The 19,704-nt window shown below is 58.4% G+C and carries 17 protein-coding genes; 6 read left to right on the top strand and 11 right to left on the bottom strand.

The annotated features are described in order from the left end of the window. Window positions 1-96: 96 nt before the first annotated feature. On the top strand, window positions 97-1,089 hold the full coding sequence (locus tag ASD54_RS16570; protein WP_156379262.1) for a KpsF/GutQ family sugar-phosphate isomerase: 993 nt from the start codon (window positions 97-99) through the stop codon (window positions 1,087-1,089). On the opposite strand, the gene ASD54_RS16565 is transcribed toward ASD54_RS16570, so the two are convergent. Together ASD54_RS16565 and ASD54_RS16560 are read right to left on the bottom strand one after the other, a co-directional pair. Next, entirely contained in the window at window positions 1,090-1,551 is a 462-nt protein-coding gene (locus ASD54_RS16565) for an NfeD family protein (RefSeq protein WP_062555720.1), read from the bottom strand. Then, on the bottom strand, window positions 1,548-2,567 hold the full coding sequence (locus ASD54_RS16560; protein ID WP_062555719.1) for an SPFH domain-containing protein: 1,020 nt from the start codon (window positions 2,565-2,567) through the stop codon (window positions 1,548-1,550). The genes ASD54_RS16565 and ASD54_RS16560 overlap by 4 nt, the downstream gene beginning before the upstream one ends. A 167-nt stretch (window positions 2,568-2,734) precedes the next feature. Between ASD54_RS16560 and queC the strand changes: the two genes are divergently transcribed. From queC to ASD54_RS16540, 4 genes are all read left to right on the top strand, one after another. Further along, entirely contained in the window at window positions 2,735-3,442 is a 708-nt protein-coding gene (gene queC, locus ASD54_RS16555; protein WP_062555718.1) for a 7-cyano-7-deazaguanine synthase QueC, read from the top strand. Window positions 3,443-3,445: 3 nt separating this feature from the next. Continuing rightward, window positions 3,446-3,802: a 6-carboxytetrahydropterin synthase QueD gene (queD, locus tag ASD54_RS16550; protein ID WP_062555717.1), complete on the top strand. Its 357-nt coding sequence runs from the start codon at window positions 3,446-3,448 to the stop codon at window positions 3,800-3,802. Beyond that, window positions 3,781-4,527, top strand: a complete 747-nt coding sequence (queE, locus tag ASD54_RS16545; RefSeq protein WP_062555966.1) for a 7-carboxy-7-deazaguanine synthase QueE — start codon at window positions 3,781-3,783, stop codon at window positions 4,525-4,527. The genes queD and queE overlap by 22 nt, the downstream gene beginning before the upstream one ends. Before the next feature lie 116 nt (window positions 4,528-4,643). After that, the gene (locus ASD54_RS16540) at window positions 4,644-5,528 is read left to right on the top strand and encodes a GGDEF domain-containing protein (RefSeq protein WP_062555716.1); all 885 of its coding nucleotides are present in this window, start codon (window positions 4,644-4,646) and stop codon (window positions 5,526-5,528) included. A 48-nt stretch (window positions 5,529-5,576) separates the two neighbouring features. Here the strand turns inward: ASD54_RS16540 and hemH are convergent, their stop codons facing one another. The 9 genes from hemH to ASD54_RS16495 form a co-directional block, all read right to left on the bottom strand. After that, window positions 5,577-6,611 (bottom strand): ferrochelatase, encoded by a 1,035-nt coding sequence (gene hemH / locus ASD54_RS16535; protein ID WP_062555965.1) that lies wholly within the window; start codon window positions 6,609-6,611, stop codon window positions 5,577-5,579. Window positions 6,612-6,749: 138 nt separating this feature from the next. Beyond that, the gene (locus tag ASD54_RS16530) at window positions 6,750-8,732 is read right to left on the bottom strand and encodes a 5'-nucleotidase C-terminal domain-containing protein (RefSeq protein ID WP_062555715.1); all 1,983 of its coding nucleotides are present in this window, start codon (window positions 8,730-8,732) and stop codon (window positions 6,750-6,752) included. A gap of 220 nt (window positions 8,733-8,952) precedes the next feature. Further along, entirely contained in the window at window positions 8,953-9,324 is a 372-nt protein-coding gene (locus tag ASD54_RS16525; protein WP_062555714.1) for a hypothetical protein, read from the bottom strand. 120 nt (window positions 9,325-9,444) lie between these two features. Continuing rightward, the gene (locus ASD54_RS16520; protein WP_062555713.1) at window positions 9,445-10,893 is read right to left on the bottom strand and encodes a homospermidine synthase; all 1,449 of its coding nucleotides are present in this window, start codon (window positions 10,891-10,893) and stop codon (window positions 9,445-9,447) included. Window positions 10,894-11,032: 139 nt separating this feature from the next. After that, the gene (locus ASD54_RS16515) at window positions 11,033-11,944 is read right to left on the bottom strand and encodes a DUF3445 domain-containing protein (protein ID WP_313291248.1); all 912 of its coding nucleotides are present in this window, start codon (window positions 11,942-11,944) and stop codon (window positions 11,033-11,035) included. Continuing rightward, on the bottom strand, window positions 11,937-12,593 hold the full coding sequence (locus ASD54_RS16510) for an aminotransferase class IV family protein (RefSeq protein ID WP_062555963.1): 657 nt from the start codon (window positions 12,591-12,593) through the stop codon (window positions 11,937-11,939). Before ASD54_RS16510 ends, ASD54_RS16515 begins: the two co-directional genes overlap by 8 nt. After that, window positions 12,542-13,711 carry an aminodeoxychorismate synthase component I gene (locus ASD54_RS16505; RefSeq protein ID WP_244484781.1) on the bottom strand — a complete coding sequence of 390 codons (1,170 nt, stop codon included), beginning with the start codon at window positions 13,709-13,711 and terminating at the stop codon, window positions 12,542-12,544. Before ASD54_RS16505 ends, ASD54_RS16510 begins: the two co-directional genes overlap by 52 nt. 52 nt (window positions 13,712-13,763) lie before the next feature. Then, a complete protein-coding gene (locus ASD54_RS16500; RefSeq protein WP_062555711.1) occupies window positions 13,764-15,650 on the bottom strand; it encodes a diguanylate cyclase in 1,887 nt (628 codons plus the stop codon). A gap of 158 nt (window positions 15,651-15,808) precedes the next feature. Then, window positions 15,809-17,626 carry a M3 family oligoendopeptidase gene (locus ASD54_RS16495; protein ID WP_062555962.1) on the bottom strand — a complete coding sequence of 606 codons (1,818 nt, stop codon included), beginning with the start codon at window positions 17,624-17,626 and terminating at the stop codon, window positions 15,809-15,811. Window positions 17,627-17,868: 242 nt separating this feature from the next. On the opposite strand from ASD54_RS16495, the gene ASD54_RS16490 reads away from it, so the two are divergent. Next, a complete protein-coding gene (locus tag ASD54_RS16490; RefSeq protein WP_062555710.1) occupies window positions 17,869-19,407 on the top strand; it encodes a sigma-54 dependent transcriptional regulator in 1,539 nt (512 codons plus the stop codon). The last annotated feature ends 297 nt before the right edge of the window (window positions 19,408-19,704 follow it).

The following is a 19,704-nucleotide window of genomic DNA, read 5'->3' as shown; positions in this document are numbered from 1 at the left end:
AACCCTTGTGGTTAACGATTGGTTGATTTCCCTTTTGCGGAGCTTGATTGGCCGCATGGACATTTGGTCGGTTCGCGGCTATGGCTCCCGCCCATGATGAGCGAGACCAGATCCTTGACCTTGACCGATCCTGTTCATTCAGCGCTGCGAACGCTGGCCACCGAAAAGCGGGGGCTTGAGGCGCTGGAGGCGGCCCTGCAGAACGGGCTTGCCGAACCGTTGACGCGCGCTGTCGAGTTGATCTCGAACATCACCGGTCGAGTGATCGTGACGGGCGTTGGCAAGAGCGGTCATATCGGCGCCAAGCTTGCGGCGACCTTCGCCTCTACCGGAACGCCCGCTTCCTTCGTACACGCTGCGGAAGCCAATCACGGCGATCTCGGCATGATCGCCGGAAATGATCTGGTCATTGCGCTGTCGAAGGGCGGAGAAAGCGCGGAGCTGCGAAATATTCTCTCCTACACGCGGCGCTTCTCGATTCCGCTAGTGTCTCTCACCTGTTCACCTGAATCTTCGCTTGCTCGCGCTTCCGACGTGGTTCTGCTGCTGCCGAACGAGGAGGAAGCCTGCCCGCATGGGCTTGCCCCTACGACCTCGACGCTGATGCAGTTGGCGATCGGCGATGCGCTGGCGATTGCGTTGCTTGAGGCGCGTGGCTTTACCGCGACCGATTTCCATACTTTCCACCCGGGCGGAAAGCTGGGCGCTGGTCTGACGCATGTGAAGGATATCATGCATACGGGGGAGCGCCTGCCCCTCGTGCCATCAGGAACCTCAATGCCGGAAGCCGTGCAGGTTCTCTCCCGCAAGCATTTCGGCTGCGTCATCGTTCTGAACGAAGAAGGCACCATTGCCGGTATCGTGACCGAAGGCGACATGGCGCGAAACCTGACGCGCAATCTGGGCGAGCTGACGGTCGATGACGTGATGACCCGGACGCCGAAGACTATTCCCCCGGAAACACTCGCGACAGCAGCCCTTGCCCTGATCAACAAGCACAGCATCGGTGCCTTGATCATTGCCGATGCAGAAAAGCGCCCGCTTGGTCTCGTCCATTTCCACGATCTCTTGCGGATCGGCGTGGCCTGATCAGGCCACCGGTTCCACGATCAGTTCGCTGCCGCTCCAGTGTGCGACGCGCACGCGCATTCCCGCCGGAAGGTCCGGGCCGCTGACCGGCCACCAGGTATCGTCAAGGCGAATCCGGCCTCGCCCTTCGCGGATGGGTTCCGCCAAGGTGGCCGTTCTCCCAACCAGGCTTTCGCCCCGGCGGTTGAGCAGTGGTTGGTCGGTCTTTGCATCGTCGCTTCCGTAGAAACGCCGGCCGATCAGCGTGATGATCACCGAAAGGCCCGCGAAGAGCAGCAACTGGATCTGCCAGCTCCAGAAGGCCTGTTCCCAAACGAAAAGGGAGGCCGTACCCATGACAAGGGCGGCCAGACCGATCCAGATCAGGAAGACACCGGGTGCGGCCAGTTCCGCGGCCAGAAGCACAAATCCCAGGATCCACCAGTTCCAGGGACCAAGGGAAGCGATCATGCTCGCGATCATAGGTCGCTCTCGGGATTACGGTTGAACGGATTGACGGGGGGCGTGGTGCGCGGCTGATTGCTGACGCGGCGTGCCGTGTCGCGAGGTGTTTCGGATCGTTCGCCGAAGACCTCGCGAGCAATGGCGCCGATGCCGCCCAGAGAGCCGATCAGGGACGAGGCCTCCATCGGCATCAGCACGATCTTGGAATTGGATGCGGTGCCGATCGAGGCCATGGCTTCTGTGTATTTCTGTGCGACGAAATAGTTGATGGCGTTCACATCGCCTGCGGCAATGGCCTCGGACACCATGCGCGTTGCTTTCGCTTCGGCTTCTGCCAGACGTTCGCGCGCTTCGGCCTGCCGGAAGGCCGCTTCCTTTTCGCCCTCTGCCTGAAGAACGGCTGCCTGCTTTGCACCTTCTGCCCGCAGGATGGCGGCATTACGCGAGCCTTCCGCTTCCAGAACCTGCGCGCGCTTTTCACGCTCCGCCTTCATCTGGCGTGCCATGGACTGAACGAGGTCGGCAGGCGGCTGGATATCCTTAATCTCGACGCGCGTGACCTTGATGCCCCAGGGCTGGACGGCTTCATCCACGACGCGCAGCAGGCGTTCGTTGATGACCTCGCGGTTAGAGAGCAGTTCATCGAGATCCATGGAGCCCATGACCGAGCGGATGTTGGTCATGGTCAGGTTCTGGATTGCGTTCTGCAGGTTCGAGATCTGGTAGGCGGCCTGCGCCGGGTTCAGCACCTGGTAGAAAGCCACCGCATCGGCAGAGACGCTGGCATTGTCCCGGGTGATGACTTCCTGTGTCGGTACGTCCAGAACCTGCTCCATCACGTTCATCTTCGCACCGATTTTCTCGATGAAGGGCGTGATGATGTTGAGGCCCGGATCGAGCGTTCGGGTGTATCGGCCAAAGCGCTCCACGGTGTAACGATAGCCCTGCGGCACTGTTTTCACGGCGGCAAACAGCACCAGTATGACGATCACCACGGCTGCGATGACGACGATATCGAAACCAGACATAGGCATGGTTGTTCTCCCGCGCTTTCTACTCTTCCTGTCCGTGTAAACCTTATCGCACCAACCTGCCAGCGTCATGACAGCGCAGTGCTTGCCAAAGACGCGCTCCCTGCGCTAACAGGCGCGCAGGTAAAACTCCGGTCGCAGCCTACCCGGTAAAAACAAGGAACACGATCATGAAGACCCTCGTCGTCTGCTCCGGCGGACTCGATTCCGTTTCGCTTGCCTACAAGATCGCGGCGGAACAAACCCTCATTGGCCTCATCTCCTTCAACTATGGCCAGCGCCATTCCAAGGAAGTGGACTTCGCCGCCAAGGCTGCAGCAAGACTTGGCGTGCCGCACGACATTATCGATATCAACCCCATCGGCAAGCACCTTACCGGGTCCGCGCTGACCGATGACGTGGATGTGCCGGATGGTCATTATGCGGAAGAAACGATGAAGATCACTGTCGTTCCGAACCGCAACGCCATCATGCTGACCATTGCCTTCGGGCTTGCGGCAGCCCGGCAGGCTGATGCGGTCGCCGTGGCCGTCCATGGCGGTGACCACTTCATCTACCCCGATTGCCGTCCCGGTTTCATCAACGCCTTTCAAACCATGCAGAACGCGGCGCTGGAAGGCTATGCCTCGGTGACGCTGTTGGCTCCCTTCGTGGAGGTTCCAAAGTCAGAGATCGTGCGGGAAGGGGCGAAATACGATACGCCGTTTGCCGATACCTGGTCCTGTTACAAGGGTGGCGCGAAACAGTGCGGGCGCTGCGGCACCTGCGTGGAACGGCGCGAGGCTTTCCATCTCGCCGGGATCAATGACCCCACCGAGTACGAAGATCCGGATTTCTGGAAAACCGCGACGGCGGGCTTTGAAGCGCGGGAGGTCTGAACCATGTTCCGCATCACCAAGGAATTCCATTTCTCCGCCTCACACCGGCTGGACCATCTGCCGGAAGACCATCAGTGCAATCGTCTCCATGGTCACAACTACATTGTGGTGGTGGAACTGGCCGGGGAGAGTTTGAATGCCGATGGTTTCGTGCGCGATTACCACGATCTCAAGGCGCTGAAGACCTATATCGATGACCAGTTCGACCATCGTCATCTGAACGATGTGCTGGGTCACGGCTACACGACCGCGGAGAATCTCGCCCGCCATTTCTATGAGTGGTGCAAGGCGCGCTTTCCGGAAACCTCTGCCGTCAAGGTTTCGGAAACGCCGAAGACCTGGGCGGAGTATCGCCCGTGAGCGGTGACTTGATCCGGGTTTCGGAAATCTTCGGCCCAACCATTCAGGGCGAGGGCGTGTTGATTGGCCAGCCGACGGTTTTTGTCAGAACCGGCGGCTGCGATTATCGCTGTTCGTGGTGCGACAGCCTGCATGCTGTCGAGAGCGCCTATCGCGACACGTGGACTGCGATGAGTGTTCCAGACATCTGGGCCGAGGTCGAACGGCTTTCGGGCAAATCCCCGTTGATGGTGTCCCTTTCCGGCGGTAATCCGGCGATCCAGCCTCTAGGCCCATTGATCGAGCACGGAAAGAGGCGCGGTTACCGGTTCGCTCTCGAAACGCAGGGCAGTCTGGCGAGAGATTGGTTTTCGAGCCTTGATGTGCTGGTTCTTTCGCCCAAGCCGCCCTCCAGCGGAATGGAGTATGACCGGCAGACGCTTGTTGATTGCACCGCCCGGGCTGGAGAAGGCCCGCGCGTGGTGCTGAAATTCGTCGTGTTCGATGAGGCAGATTATGCCTTCGCCCGCTCGGTTTCGGCAGGATTTCCGCAGCTTAGCGTCTATCTCCAGCCCGGAAACCATACCCCACCGCCGCCCGATGCGGAGGATTTCCCCATCGATGTGGAAGGAATCATGGGCCGTATGCACTGGCTGATCGACCGTGTTATGGCCGATCGCTGGTTTGCCGCAACGGTTCTGCCACAGTTGCATGTGCTGCTCTGGGGAAACCGGCGCGGCGTTTGAAAATAAAAAAATCCGAAGCCTCTTTGATTCGAATTTTAACGATTCGCTTAAGTACTGATTAGCCCCCCGGTCCTAGGGTCCGGCACCTGACATGAATCAGTTGAGAGGAATTCGGAATGATTCCGACGCCATCCATGGCACTTCGGGCCGTTCGCGGTTCGTTGGTGGCCAAGATTTTTGCCGTTTGTTTTCTGGCCATTCACCTGCCGCTCATTGCCATGATCGCCTATCTTGGCAGCGGCTTTTCAACCAATCCCGGCCCGGTGCTCACCATTTTGCTGGCTGCGACCCTGATCGGCACGATCACCTGCCTGTCCACACTCTGGTGGTTCATCCGCCCCTTGCGCAGCCTGGCAAGCGCTGTGCAGCAATATCAGGCGGACGGGACGCCTGTGAGACTGCGCCTTGCCCAATCCGATGAAATTGGTGTCGTTGCCAACACGGTTGCCACGACGATTGCGGAACTGGATGGCGTGATGCGCAAGCTGCGCCAGCAGGCATCCACCGACCAGTTGACGGGACTTGGCAATCGCCGATGGCTGACAGAACGCATCGCGATCGAACAAACGCGGGCGGAGCGGGAAAAGGCTCCCATTTCCGTCGTTCTGTTCGATCTCGATCACTTCAAGAATATCAACGACAGCCACGGCCATGATGTGGGCGACAAGGTTCTGATGGCCGTTGGCGAAGTCATTCGCGACAACCTGCGCCGTTACGATCTTGCGGCGCGCATCGGCGGCGAGGAATTTTGTCTGGTTCTGCCGAAGACAAGAGCGAGTGAGGCTGCTGCGATTGCCGAGCGGTTTCGGGCGCAGTTCGAAAAGCTCTGGATAGAGCCTCTGCGGCCCGGTCGCGTGACCGCGTCGTTCGGCGTTTACGAGGCAACACCCGCCGATAGCATGCAGGCCATGCTTTTGCAGGCCGACCGGGCGCTGTATCGCGCAAAGGAGACAGGTCGAAACCGCGTTCAAAGCGCCGGTTGGCCGGCGGAATCGCGGTGAAATGTTAAAATGCCCGGCTAGCCGGGCATTTTCACTGCTTTTGGATCATCAGATCCAGCCTTTGAGTTCCTGGCGCGTGATGTGCTCGATCACGCGCATGCCGTCTTCGCTGTCGTTCAGGCAGGGAATATGGGTGAATTTCTCGCCGCCATTGTGCAGGAAGTCCTCGCCCGCTTCTTCCGCAATTTCTTCCAGTGTTTCAAGGCAATCGGAGACAAAGCCGGGGTTGAGGATGGCGATGCGCTTGATGCCTTCCTTGGCCAGTTTTTCGACCGTTTTGTCCGTATAGGGCTGTAGCCACTCTTCCGGTCCGAAGCGGGACTGGAAGGTAACCATCAGCTTTTCCTTCGGCCAGCCCAGCCGGTCGCGCAGCAGGCGTGTCGTCTTGTAGCACTGGCAGTGATAGGGATCGCCCTTCCTGAAGTAGGACATGGGAATGCCGTGATAGGAGGTGATCACCAGTTCCGGTTCCCAGTCCAGCGTCGCCAGATGCTTCTCGATCGAGTTCGCCAGGGCATCGATGTAGACCGGATCATCGTGATAGCGCGGCACGGTGCGCAAGGCGGGCTGCCAGCGCATTTTCAGAAGCGCCTTGAAGGCTTCGTCGTTCACCGTGGCCGTGGTCGCGGCAGCATATTGCGGATAGAGCGGGAAGAGCAGGATCTTTTCGCAACCCGCCTTCTGCATCTCGTTCATCTTGGCCTGGATGGCCGGCTGGCCGTAGCGCATGGCCCAATCCACATGCACATGTGGCATGTCCTTGAAGCGCTCTGCCAGGATTTCCGCCTGATTGCGCGTGTAGGTGCGCAGGTAGCTTTCATCCAGCTCCTTGTTCCAGATCGACTCGTAGGCCTTGCCCACCTTTTGCGGACGACGGTTCAGCACGATGCCGTAGAGGATCGGATACCAGAACAGGCGCGACCATTCGATCACGCGCTTGTCGGTCAGGAACTCGGCCAGATAGCGGCGCATGGATTTGTAATCCGTGCCATCCGGCGTGCCGAGGTTTACGAGCAGGACGCCCACCTTGCCGAACCGAACCGCAGGGTGATCTGAGGGCAGGTGGCCTGCTGCAGCATTCATCATCAAACTATTCCCCGGAAAACTATTGAGACCCGGCCTCAATACGCACAGTTTCCATCAACGGTTCTATTTAGAAACAAAAAGCGGTCCGGGAAAGCCCCGGACCGCTCATCGGTTTGTGGCAAAACGCCTCTCGACTTATTTCGCCGGAATCTGCAGTTCGGAGCCGATCTCGATCAGGTTCGGATTGCGGATCTTGTTGGCGTCCGCAATCTTCTTCCAGTCCTCGCCGTCGCCGAGCGTGCTTTCGGCGATCTTCCAGAGCGAGTCACCCTTCATGACCTTGTAGGTCTTGGGCGCTGCCGGAGCGGCCGCAACCGGTGCAGCAGCAGGCGCTGCCGGTGCCGGTTTTGCCGCAGCAGGCGCCTGTGCCGTTGCCGCAGGCGCAGCCGGTGCTGGCGTTGCAGCTGGTGCCGGTGCCGGTGCTGCAGGCGCTGGTGTCGCGGCAGCGGTTGCCGGAGCGGCTGGAGCCGCAGCAGGGGCGGGAGCCTTGGCCGGAGCAACGTAATCAGCCGGGGTCGTATCGGTGATGCGACCGTCGGTGTAAGGCTTGTAAGGATTGTTCGCGGTCAGATAGTCGGCAACCGTCTGCTCAAGGTTCGGACCAAAATCGTAGGGGTTGATGGCGTTGGTCGCAAACATCTTGAAGCCATCGCCGCCGCCGCGCACGTAGTTGTTGGTGACGACGCCGTAGGTCTTGGCTGGATCGAGCGCAACGAACTTGTCGCCTTCCTTGACCTGAACGTCGCCAACGCGGCTACCGACCGGCTTGGAGCGATCGAACGAGTATTTCATGCCGCCGACCTGCACGAAGCGTCCCGCACCATCCTCGATCTGGCTGACGCCGTTTTCAAGAGCCGCCTTGAGATCCGAACCCTTGATCTGGAAGGTGGCAATCGTGTTCTGGAACGGCAGAACCGTCAGAACCTCGCCCATGGTGATGTCGCCCTGGTCGATGGACGCGCGCAAACCGCCACCGTTGACGATGGCGATCGTAATGCCCTGATCTTTCACACGGGCCAGCGATGCATCGGCGAGCAAGTTGCCCATGGAGCATTCCTTGGCGCGGCAATTCTTGCGGTCACCGTCGATCAGGCCGTCCGAGACGCCCACGACTTTCTTCTTCAGTTCTTCCAGCGGCGCGCCCAGTTCCTTGACGCGCGCGGCATAGGCTTCGTCCGGCGTGACCGAGGCGTCCAGAAGCTTCGGAGCGCCGCTCGTTGCCTTCACCACGCCATTGTCGTCGAAAGTGACCTTCAACTCGCCGAGATACTTGGAATAGGCGTAGGCTGTGACCACCGGAATTTCGACGCCAGCCGGGTTCTTGACCAAGGTTGGATAGGGGCCGGAAGACTTGTTGTCGGTGGAGGACAGATAGGTGTGGCTATGACCACCGACGACAACGTCGATACCGTCTACGGCTGCCGCGATTTCCTTGTCCTTGTTGTAGCCGACATGGGTGAGCGCAATGATCTTGTTGACGCCCTGGCCTTCCAGATCCTTCACGGCGGACTTCAGGTAGGTAATCTCGTCTTCGAAGCTGATGTCTGGGCCGGGGGATGATGTTTCGCCGCTATCGGTTGCCAGAACAGAAACCACGCCGATCTTCTGGCCGCCGATTTCCTTGACCACATAACCCTTGTACTTGCCGTCCAGCAGCGAACCCTTCTTGGCAATCGTGTTGCCGGAGATGATCGGGAACTTCAGCGCACCGATGAACTTGTTCAGCTCTTCCGGACCATCGTCGAACTCATGGTTGCCGATTGCCATGGCATCGAAACCGATGCCGTTCATGAATTCAGCGACAGGCGCGCTCTTGAATGTGGAGTAGTAGAGAGAGCCCTGGAACTGGTCGCCAGCATCCAGAACAAGAATATTGGCACCAGCATTGTCCTTGCGGAATCCATCGATTGCGCTTTTCACGCGGGCGATGCCGCCGAAGCATTCCTTGGCGTCTGCCTCCTTCTGGGAGCAGGTCGCGTCCGACTTGTTGATCGCTTCGATTCGCGAATGCAGGTCGTTGATGTGAAGGACGTTCAGCTGGTAATCGGCAAACGCGACGCCGGACGACAAGGTCAAGGTCGCTGCTGCCAGTAGGCTGAAACCAAAGCGTTTCATCATCCTGAGTTCTCTCCTGTTCATGGGCGCGGTGTCACTCGCCCGTTCCGCCTGTTCTTAGTTGTTTTTTGTGACACGCGTTTCATGCGCATGTTTTCATTTGAAGATGCTGAACTCAAGCGAAATATGACAAGACGAATGTATCCATCAACAGGCTCGGATCGTCATGCTTACCAAAGAAAAAACCCTGCCGAGGCAGGGTTTTGCGGGGCGATACAATGTTTCAAATCTTGCGTGTCAATGCAAATTGTTTGCCGTTTTGTGACGTGCAGAGCAGCTGCCCGCTGGATCCCAGGCGGCAGTTTACCAACGATGTGGTTTTGTTGACGTTGGAATAGAGGCTCAATTGATACAAGCCATCGGGCTGTTGTGAGTAGGTGCCACTGGCCATTTGGGTGTTGGTGCCATCAGCGGTTCTGGTCTCAAACTTTCCTCCCATGAATGTAGAAACCAGGCCATTAGGATCTTGCCAGTTACCTTCTACGCCCTGCGGTTGTTGCTGGACGACCGGCATGGAGCGCGGCTGAGGGGATGAAACACAGGCCGACAGCATGGCTGCGGCAGCGATGAGCGCTAGGCTCCCTTTGATTTTCATTCTTGTCTCCCGCGATTCGGACGCGATTCAACTTTATCCAGATGTAATACAAGGCGGATGCTTTCACACCCGCCTTGCGATGAATTTCAGTGGAAATTGCGGCCTAAGACCGGAAACGCATCAGTTGCGCACAAGAATATTCTTGAACTGCCAGGGATCTTTCTCGTCCAGCTCCTCCGGGAAGAGGCCCGGGCGGCCATCGAGTGGCGTCCAGTCCGTGTAGTGCCCTTCGACCGGGCCGAGATAGGGCGTTTGCACTTCGAGGCAGCGCTTGTAATCCATCTCGTCGGCTTCAACGATGCCAGCTTTCGGATTTTCGAGTGCCCACACCATGCCGGCCAGAACAGCGGAGGTAACCTGAAGACCAGTGGCGTTCTGGTAAGGCGCAATCCGGCGGGTTTCCTCCAGCGAGAGGCGTGAACCATACCAGTAGGCGTTCTTGTCGTGGCCGTAGAGCAGCACGCCCAGTTCGTCCACGCCGTCCACCAGCTCGTCTTCGTTCAGAACGTGAAGCACGGGCTGTGCATTGCCGCCATTGCCGAACATTTCGTGCAGCGAAAGCACGGCATCATTGGCCGGATGGTAGGCGTAGTGGCAGGTCGGGCGGAAGCTGACCTCGCCATCCTTGTCGCGAACCGTGAAGAAATCCGCGATTGAGATCGACTCGTTGTGGGTCACGAGGAAGCCGTATTGCGGACCCGGCGTCGGGCACCAGGTGCGCACACGGGTGTTGGCGCCTGGCTGCTCCAGATAGATTGCAGCCTTGCAGCCCTTCTTGTGCTTCTTGGCGTTCTTCGGCATCCACTTCTCGTGCGTGCCCCAGCCGAGTTCAGACGGCTGCAGGCCTTCAGAGATGAAACCTTCCACCGACCAGGTGTTCCAGAACACGTTCAGCGGCTTGGGGTTCTTGGTGCGTTGGGTGTCGCGCTCGGCAATGTGAATGCCTTTCACGCCCACCTTCTTCATCAGCCTCGCCCAGCCTTCGCGGTCATCCACGGCAGGCTCTTCGAATTCGAGGCCGACATCTCTGGCAATGTCCAGGAGCGCCTGCTTGACGAACCAGGAGACCATGCCCGGATTTGCGCCGCAGGTGGAGACGGCTGTCGTGCCGCCCGGATTCTTCTTCTTTTCCTGACGAACGGTTTCGCGCAGCGCGTAGTTCGTACGCTCGGAGTTCTTCATGTTCTTGTCGAAATAGAAGCCAAGCCAAGGCTCAACCACAGTATCGATGTAGAGAACATCGAGCTTGCGGCACAGCTTCATCAGATCCAGCGAGCCGGTATCGACCGACAGGTTGACGCAGAAGCCCTGGCCTTCGCCTTCGGTCAGAAGCGGCTTCAGCAGTTCCTTGTAGTTTTCCTTGGTGACATGCGACTGGATGAACCTGATGCCATGCTTGTCGAGAATGGCCTTGTCGTCGTCGCGCGGGTCGATCACCACCATCCGGCTCTTGTCGAACTTGAAGTGGCGCTCGATCAGCGGCAGCGTGCCGCGACCGATGGATCCGAAGCCGATCATGACGATCGGACCGGTAATCTCGCCATGAACCGGATAGGTCATTTCACTCATCTGTGTCTCCTTGAGGTGCAAGGGCGTAAAACACCCGTGCATGGGGCCGCCAGCCTATCGTGTGCCAGCGGGCCAATTGTGCCGGTTCTAGATCACAAAACGGCGACATAATAAAGTGTTGGGGCCGGTTCTGATCGCTTCAAAACTGATTTTTGGAGAGTGCCATCTGTCTCAATCGCTGAACGAGTGGTGACCGTTGCCGGTCCAGACCCTTGTAGGCTGCCTGCTCCCCGCTCAATCCATCCAGTTGATCTGCAAGGGCCAGAGCCATGCGGCTTCCATCGGGGTGGGTGGCAAACAGACTGACGGGATCCAGATAGATCCGTATCGTGAAGACGATGTCGCCCGTGACCGGCAGTTTCGTCAGGGTCTGGCGTTCGACGCGCACGACAGCGGTTTCCGGCTCTGCCGCATCGTTGCGGCCTGATTCCGGATGATAGAGTTTTTCCTGCCAGTTGATCGACCAGTTGAAGCGCTCGGCTGGTTGTTCCGGCAACAGATTGTCGAAGATGCGGTTCACCATCATCGCATTGCGCGTTCCGCCCTGAAACCCCGGTACATGGGCGTGGATCTCTTCCATCGGGCGATCGAACTTCTCTGCAAGCACCCAGGATGAGGGAAAGGAAAGATGCGCTGCTGCAATATGCCAGCCGGTTGCGCGGCGGCGCATGATCACCAGATCATCCTGCACCAGAAATCCGGCGCGCAAGAGCGGCGGAACGGCCTCGTCGGCAAGGTCTATCTGCTGGCCCGCGAAACTTATGGTGGAGCCATCGCGCCGATAGACATGGGGGTGATCACGTTCCAGATGCAGGAGCAGGCAATCAAGGCATTCCTGTTGCGCATCAAGGCTGTCATGCGTGGCGCGAAACACATCATGCAGCCGCTCCCCGGCCAGCTTTTGCTTCTCGCGCACATAACGCGGCAAGTGCTGATCCGGCTCGATCCAACGGCTTGGATCGAGTGAGGAAAGACCTATCGTGAACGGACGAAGGCGTGTGGCATAGGGCGTATGGGTCAGCGGCATGAGGTCGGCACGTCGATCAGGCAAGCTCGCCTGCAATCAACCCGCGCAACGAGTTGCCGACGAAGATCTTCCGATGCTTGAGATCTGCGGGCTTGAGGACTTCCGAGCGAGCCTTGCGTTCGCGAATGAGCTCCGCGCGCAAAACACCCGGCAGGAGACCGCAGTTGAGCGCCGGGGTCAGCAATTGCCCATCTTCAGCCTCGACGAAGAGATTTGTGATCGTCCCCTCGCATAGTTCTCCGCGCTCGTTCAGCAGAAGAACCTCATCCGCTTCGTCTGATGAAAACTCGGCGCGGGCCGCTTCATAGGGGTCGCGTCGGCTGGTCTTGTGCCGGAACAATGTGTCATCGGACAGCAGGGTTTGCTTGGCAATGCGAAGCTTCCAGACCGTACCCTCGGCAATCGGCTGGAATGGAGTGGCGGTTACCTCTGCCTTGCCGCGGAATGTCACGGTCAACCGTGTCCGCATCGGGGTTGATGCTTCGGCCACGGCTTCCTCGAGCAGCTTGCCGACTTGCTGGGGCTGACGAAAGCCCAGCGCATCCGCAGAGCGGGTCAACCGCCGCAAATGCTGGTCAAGCCGCAGGAAGCCCTGTCCCGGCTCCCAACGGAGGGTTTCGATCAGCGAGAAATCCGCTGCTGGTTTACTGCGAAGCGCGCTTTGAGCAGGCATTCTTCATATTCCGCTTTTGCGTTCGAATCGAACACGATACCGCCGCCGACATTGAAGACCGCTTTTCCATCCGGAAAAAGGGTCAGTGTGCGGATAGCCACCGAAAACCTCATGGGTCCGGCCGGATCGCAATAGCCTATCGCGCCGCAATAGACATCTCGTGGTCCGGCTTCCAGCTTCCCGAGGATCTGCATGGCCCACATTTTGGGCGCACCTGTGACCGAACCGCAAGGAAAAAGTGCGGCCAGAATGTCCGGGAACCCGATATCCGGGAGCAGCTTTGCGCGGACATGGCTAACCATTTGATGAACCGTTGGATAAGTCTCGATGGAAAACAGCTTCGGCACATCGAGCGAGCCGACCTCCGAGATGATCGATACGTCGTTGCGCAGGAGATCCACAATCATGCGGTTCTCGGCCTGTGTCTTCTCGTCCGCCAGCATGGCAGCAATGATCGCGTCGTCTTCGGCGGGAGTTTTTCCCCGCGGTGCCGTGCCTTTCATCGGATGGGTTTCGATCCAGCCGGTTTCATCCACCCGGAAGAAAAGTTCCGGCGAGCGGGATACGATGGCCGGTCCGCCCAGTTCGATCAGTGCGCCGTAGTGCACCGGCTGGCGTTCGACCAGAGACGCGAAAATGCCCGTTGGCGTACCTGACCATCTGGCATGGACCGGCATTGTCAGGTTCGCCTGATAGCAGTCCCCCCGCCGCAGATGCTCATGCAGGGTGTCGAAGCGGCTTTGATAATCGGAGAGGCTCCATTCGGCCTGTGCGTCGTAGAGGACCGCCTCATTGTCGCCGATGGATGGCACGGAGACGTCGCTTTCGTGTTTCGGAGCCTCGAAAACGCCCATGCAGACCAGCGGCGTTTCCCGGTCATCGACAATCAGATGTCGCAGCTTCTCCTCGAAGATATGGCCTGCCTCATAGGATATGTATCCCGCCAGCCAGAAGCCATCTTTGCGCGCCTGTTCCAGACGCTGAAGTGCGGGCAGGATCTCCGCGGCTGTGCGTGCCACAACGATCTCGCGCGGATTGCTGAAGAGCATAGATCGCGAGGTGCGGTCATCGCGAAAGAGCGCATAGGGTTTCAATGCCGGTTCCATCTCGTTCTGCATGGCGCTTCTTATCGGGCAGAACTGCGGTGAACAATGGGGCTGTCGGGAATGTTCAAACCGCAGCGAATTGTTTGAGCGGTGGTGCTGGAACGGCACTCAAGGCTATGCGGTTGCGCCCTTGGCTCTTGGCCTCATAAAGCGCCTGGTCGGCAGAGACAATCAGGGTTTCCGACGTTTCCGAATGGCCTTTCGGGAGCACGCACAGGCCGATGCTGATGGTGACAATGCCGGACGGCGCATTCGCTTCGTGAGCAATCTTCAGGGCCTCCACTGCACGGCGAAGCTGTTCCGCCAACAGAAGACTTGCGGCCTGTCCAAAGCCGGGAAGAAGAACAGCCATTTCTTCTCCGCCAAAACGAGCAGCAACAGCGCCACTCTCCGGTAGGGCGCTGCGGATGGCATTTGCCACGTCGCGCAGGCAGTTATCGCCCGGCAGGTGGCCATAGGTGTCGTTGAACTGCTTGAAACGATCCAGATCAAGCAGCAGGAGTGAAACGGGAGCGCCGGGGCTTTCGCTCAAAACTGTCTGGAGATGCTGGCTGAAGTAGCGCTTGTTGAAGAGGCCCGTCAGTTCATCGGTCACGGCCAGAGTGTCCAGCTCACGCTTCGCCGTTTCCTGGCGGGTCACATCACGCGTTACCACAACAATTCCATCCGCCGGTGCGCCGTTTTCGCTGCGCACGCAAGAAAGAACACTCTCCAGCCAGATAACAGAGCCATCGGCACGCTGGCGCTGCGCCAGAATGGTTTCGGCCAACGAGCCGGATTGGAGCCGCAATTGCGCGGATCTCCATGCTGTTCTGGTCGCCTCGTCCTGCCCGTCCGTAACGTTCGTACCAATCAGCGTTTCAGGAGCTTGCTCAAAAAGTATTGCGGCAGCCGGCGATACGTATTCACGAAGACCCGCCATGGAATGCTTTTCAATGACATCGGAGGAAGCATTGGCGATCAGGCGGAGTTCGGCCTCGCGGGCCGCAACCTTTCGGTCGCCAATCTCGCGTAACCTGATCTGGCGTAGCCAGCGAAATGTGATGCCGAGGCCCACGACATAAGCTGCTATCAGGCATGCCCAGGGATATTTGGACCGCGTGACCCAATTGTGAAAGAGCGCACTCTTGGACCGCGTTACTATCGCGGTCACGCGGGTGTCTGGACTATAATAATAGCCGCTGAGGCGAGACTCGCCGCTTTGCAATCGATATTCGTGGTTGCCCTGCTGCTTTGCCGGACCTTGATCCTGGAAAAACTCCCTGTCGCCCAGGTCCGCCTCCACCGATCTGGCCCAGAAGGGATAGCGCAGCAGGACCCCGCCTTCGCTGTGCACCAGATAAAATGCCGTGTCGCCACGCAAGTCGAAGCTCTCGATAAACCTTGCGAAATGATCGAGACGGATTGTTGCAAGCAATACCCCGGCAAAGCTGCCATCAGGGGCGTCGATTCTTCTGGACACAGGCAGGAGCCAGTCTTTGGCAGACTTGCTGCGCACAGCCGTGCCGATATGTGTGTCGGTCGATGCGTGTGAACGGTGAAACCCAGAATATTCTTCCAAGGATAGTTCGGCGGTGGTGGCCATAGCATCCGGCCTGGAATGCGAAACAGTGCCATCTGCCTGAATGTAAATTATTTCATTCAGGAAGGTGGAGGATCGCCGCAGGCTCTGCATGTCTTCCAGAAGGGCCGCTTCCGGGCGCTGGTCCTGTCGTACGATTTGCGCCTTGAGTGCCAGTTGTGCAAGCGGCTGCTCTGCCAGAGCAAAGACATCATCGGTGTGTAGACCAATTGCTCTGGCTGTTTCCAGTAGCCGGTTGTTGGAGCTTAGCACCAGCCGTTGCCAAGTGGTGATCTCGTTCCAAACGCCCAGGCCAGCCAGCAAAGCAGCGATGACAATCACGGTCAGAACGCGAATTCTAGGCTGCCAGTTATCAATCGTCGATGTCATGGAATTTCATAGCCGTAGATCAAACCGGACATTGTCTACTATTTTATTCAAATTAATGAAGAATTCGAAAATGATCCGTGCAAGTGTAATATTCGCGGATCGGCGAGCAGTTCTGCCAAAAGCAGGGTCAGAGCCGCTCGCCAGTCGCCCGCTTGAGGTCATCCTGTCGTGTGTGCTGAATGTTCCAGCGCTTCCAGCTCGTCGATCAGACCTTCGATCATCGAAAGGCCCTTGCTCCAGAAGCCCGGATCGGTGGCATCGAGACCGAATGGTGCCAGCAATTCAGAGTGGTGCTTGCTGCCACCGGCCTTCAACAGATCGAAGTATTTCTGCTGGAAACCTTCCTCGGCGTTTTGATAGACGGCATAAAGCGAGTTCACCAGGCAGTCGCCGAAGGCATAGGCATAGACATAGAACGGCGAATGGATGAAGTGGGGGATGTAGGTCCACCACGTCTCGTAGCCTTCGGAGATTTTGATCGAGGGGCCCAGGCTGTCGGTCTGGACAGAGAGCCACAGTTGCCCGATCTGCTCAGCAGTCAGTTCGCCTTGCCTGCGGGCCGCGTGCACCTTTCTCTCGAATTCGTAGAAGGCGATCTGGCGCACGACCGTGTTGATCATGTCCTCCACCTTCTGCGCCAGCATGGCCTTGCGTTCTTTGCTGTCAGCGGTCTTGTTGAGAAGTGCGCGGAAGGTCAGCATTTCGCCGAACACCGAGGCGGTTTCGGCCAGCGTCAGCGGTGTCTGGCACATCAGAGCGCCTTGTCCGCCTGCCAGCACCTGATGCACGCCATGCCCCAGTTCATGGGCAAGGGTCATGACATCGCGCGGCTTGCCGAGATAGTTGACGAGCACATAAGGATGGGCGGATGGAACGGTGGGATGGGCAAAGGCGCCGGGCGCCTTGCCGGGACGTGCGGGCGCATCGATCCATTGTTCATCGAAGAAGCGGCGTGCAATGTCCGCCATTTCGGGCGCAAAGTTTCCGTAGGCGTCCAGAACCGTCTGGCGCGCCTGGTTCCAGGAAATCAGGGCCTTTGGTGTTTCCGGCAAAGGCGCATTGCGATCCCAGAAATTCATCTGCTCCATGCCAAGCCATTTGGCCTTCATGGCATAATAACGATGGGAAAGCCGCGGATAGGCCTCGCGTACGGCAGAGGCCAGCGCATCCACCACCTCCCGCTCGACCCGGTTGGCCAGATGGCGGCTGTCGGCGATATCCTCAAACCCACGCCAGCGATCGGAAATCTCCTTGTCCTTGGCAAGCGTGTTGGTAATCAGCGTGAAAACGCGCAGATTATCCTTGAAGGTCTTTGAGAGTGCCGCCGCCGCTCTGGCGCGAACCCCTTCGTCAGCTTCCTGAAGCAGATTGAGCGTGCGCTCCAGAGGAAGCTTCTCGCCATCGATCTCAAACCGAAGCTCGCTCATGGTCTCGTCGAAGAGGCGATTGAAAGCGGCCGCACTCGTCATGGATTTTTCCAGGAAGAGCTGCTCCAGCCTGTCCTCCAGCTGGAACGGCTTGTCCTTGCGCAGATCCACAAGCCAGGGGGCATAGTGAGCGGCCTTTGTGTCGCGTTCCAGGCAGCGGTCTATGATGGCATCCTCGATGCGGTTCAGTTCCAGTGTAAAGAACAGAAGATGCGAGGAAAGTTCGGTGAGCTTCGACTGGACATCGCCGAAAAACTTGCCGTTGGCAGGATCAGACGTATCGGAAAAATAGGTCAGGCCTGCAAAGGAACCGAGCTTCCCGGCCAGATCCTCCAGCGCTTCGAATTCCTCAATGGCTGCGCCAAGGCCTTCAGAGCCGCTCGCTTGTGCTGCCTGCTCAAGTTTGCCCTTCCACTTGGTCTCGAACGCCTGCGCAAGCTCTGCTGCTTTCTTCAGATCTGTGTTAAAGCTTGCGCTGTCGCGCGCCTCGTATAAATCCTGAAGGCGCCAGGTGGGCAAATCGCCAAGCGCGTCCTCGTTCTGGCTCAGATCTTGACCGCCGGGACTCGACGCGTGGGCAAATGCTGCATACGATCCGGGGTGACGAGGATGCTTAACGGTCAATGGTGATCTCCCAACTAAATTCTGGCGCAAATCGAGGCGCCTGTTCTGTTTTCCGTGACGGCAGTTAAAATGCAAGCATTTCCCAAAACAGGATATTCAACCCTTTCTGACACAACGATGTTCGATGGTCCCACTGAAGGGACAGAACTTGAGCACTCGGAGCAAGCATGACGGCCCATATACTTGTTGTCGATGACGACCCGGTCCAGCGGCGCCTTCTGAAAAATGCGGTGGAGCGGCATGGACATACGGCTCACCTGGCCGAGAACGGTCGCATTGCGATCGAGCTCCTGAAGCGAAATCGTCGCCAGTTCAATGTCATCGTGCTCGATCTGATGATGCCGGAAATGGATGGTCTTGGCTTCCTGCAAGCTGCGGCTGAAATCGATGTCGACGTGCCTGTGATCGTCCAAACCGGGCAGGGCGGCATCGAGACCGTTGTCCAGGCCATGCGAGCCGGTGCCTTTGATTTCGTCGTCAAACCGGTTTCACCAGAGCGCATCGCGGCATCCATTTCCAATGCACTGAAGGTGGATACGCGGGAGGCCAAGGTCAAGGCGACCCGAAAGACCAAGGGCGCGAGCATCGGCTTCGGTGACATCGTGTCGGCAAGTCCGGACATGCTGCGCGTCATCGATCTTGCCCATCGCGCCTCCCAATCCAACATCCCGGTCGTGCTGGAAGGCGAATCCGGCGTTGGCAAGGAAATGATCGCCCGCGCCATTCAGGCAAGTGGCGAGCGTGCGCACAAGCCGTTCATCACCGTGAATTGCGGTGCCATTCCCGCCAATCTCGTGGAGAGCATTCTCTTCGGTCACGAGAAGGGGGCCTTCACCGGCGCAACGGAGCGCCATACGGGCAAGTTCGTCGAAGCGGATGGCGGCACCCTGTTCCTCGACGAGATCGGCGAACTTCCGCTTGACGTGCAGGTCAAACTTCTGCGTGCCGTGCAGCAGGGCGAGATCGAGACGGTCGGGGCTTCGAAGGTTCAGAAGGTCGATGTCCGGCTGATCTCCGCGACGAACAAGGATCTGATCGAAGAGGTGCGGGCGGGCCGGTTCCGCGAGGATCTCTACTATCGCCTGAATGTGTTTCCGATCACCATTCCTGCCCTGCGTCGTCGCAAGGAGGATATTCCGCATCTGGCCCGGGTCTTCACGGAGCGGTTCTCTGCCGAGCAGAAGCTACCGACAACCCTGACGGTCGGTGCCAGCGCCATGGCGCTTCTGACGGCCTATGACTGGCCGGGCAATATTCGCCAGCTGGAAAACGCGATCTTCCGGGCCGTTGTGCTGGCGGAAGGGCCTGAGCTGACGGACAAGGATTTCCCGCAGATTGCGGCGCAAATCCCGGCCTATCAGAGCCCCGAGCTTCTGGCCACGATCGTCGAACCGCAACCTCATGACGACCCGCAGGACGAACAGGCAGCACTGTCTGATCTCTTGCGCTCGGCACGGGCCGACCATAACCGCACCAACAGCCATCATCACCCGGCGAGCGACAATATCATTGTCAGCACGGACGATACCGGCGAGGTGCGCAAGCTGGCGGATGTCGAGGAAGAACTTATTCGTTTTGCGCTCAAATTCTATCGCGGCCAGATGAGCCAGGTAGCGCGGAAGCTGGGAATCGGTCGGTCGACCCTTTATCGCAAGCTCAAGGATTACGGGATTGACCCCGACGACCCTTTGAAGGAGGCGGCGTGAACCCCGCGTCGCCTCCGAACTAGGCCCACATCATCACGAGTTTGGGAGCGCCTCGCCAGCGCTCCCGAATGCGTTTGCGCGTTTACCTTCGGGTAAGGATGGATTGTTACGTTCCGTCAACCATTCAGTAGTCATTTGTTGACCATGAAATAAATGCTTGTACACGTGTGGCAGATTTGCCATCGTGTCACCGCAATTCACGGTCATGTGAGGCAGCACCGGATGTTGTCTATCGGACGGGGAACGTTTTGCCGTATCAGAATGCAGATTCCACGCCTTCGGGTGACAACGGACGGC

The organism is Rhizobium sp. Root149, from assembly GCF_001427345.1.
GTDB lineage: Bacteria > Pseudomonadota > Alphaproteobacteria > Rhizobiales > Rhizobiaceae > Neorhizobium > Neorhizobium rhizoryzae.
This window is presented reverse-complemented; position numbering and strand designations above follow the sequence as displayed.

Coding starts and splice junctions, on each gene's coding strand:
- ASD54_RS16560 (WP_062555719.1), bottom strand. CDS start 2,567: ATGCCTATGTCTGGTTTCGATATCGTCGTCATCGCAGCCGTGGTGATC.
- ASD54_RS16530 (WP_062555715.1), bottom strand. CDS start 8,732: ATGATGAAACGCTTTGGTTTCAGCCTACTGGCAGCAGCGACCTTGACC.
- ASD54_RS16490 (WP_062555710.1), top strand. CDS start 17,869: ATGACGGCCCATATACTTGTTGTCGATGACGACCCGGTCCAGCGGCGC.
- ASD54_RS16565 (WP_062555720.1), bottom strand. CDS start 1,551: ATGATCGCGAGCATGATCGCTTCCCTTGGTCCCTGGAACTGGTGGATC.
- hemH (WP_062555965.1), bottom strand. CDS start 6,611: ATGAATGCTGCAGCAGGCCACCTGCCCTCAGATCACCCTGCGGTTCGG.
- ASD54_RS16570 (WP_156379262.1), top strand. CDS start 97: ATGAGCGAGACCAGATCCTTGACCTTGACCGATCCTGTTCATTCAGCG.
- ASD54_RS16525 (WP_062555714.1), bottom strand. CDS start 9,324: ATGAAAATCAAAGGGAGCCTAGCGCTCATCGCTGCCGCAGCCATGCTG.
- ASD54_RS16520 (WP_062555713.1), bottom strand. CDS start 10,893: ATGAGTGAAATGACCTATCCGGTTCATGGCGAGATTACCGGTCCGATC.
- ASD54_RS16505 (WP_244484781.1), bottom strand. CDS start 13,711: ATGCAGAACGAGATGGAACCGGCATTGAAACCCTATGCGCTCTTTCGC.
- ASD54_RS16500 (WP_062555711.1), bottom strand. CDS start 15,650: ATGACATCGACGATTGATAACTGGCAGCCTAGAATTCGCGTTCTGACC.
- queC (WP_062555718.1), top strand. CDS start 2,735: ATGAAGACCCTCGTCGTCTGCTCCGGCGGACTCGATTCCGTTTCGCTT.
- ASD54_RS16510 (WP_062555963.1), bottom strand. CDS start 12,593: ATGCCTGCTCAAAGCGCGCTTCGCAGTAAACCAGCAGCGGATTTCTCG.
- ASD54_RS16540 (WP_062555716.1), top strand. CDS start 4,644: ATGATTCCGACGCCATCCATGGCACTTCGGGCCGTTCGCGGTTCGTTG.
- queD (WP_062555717.1), top strand. CDS start 3,446: ATGTTCCGCATCACCAAGGAATTCCATTTCTCCGCCTCACACCGGCTG.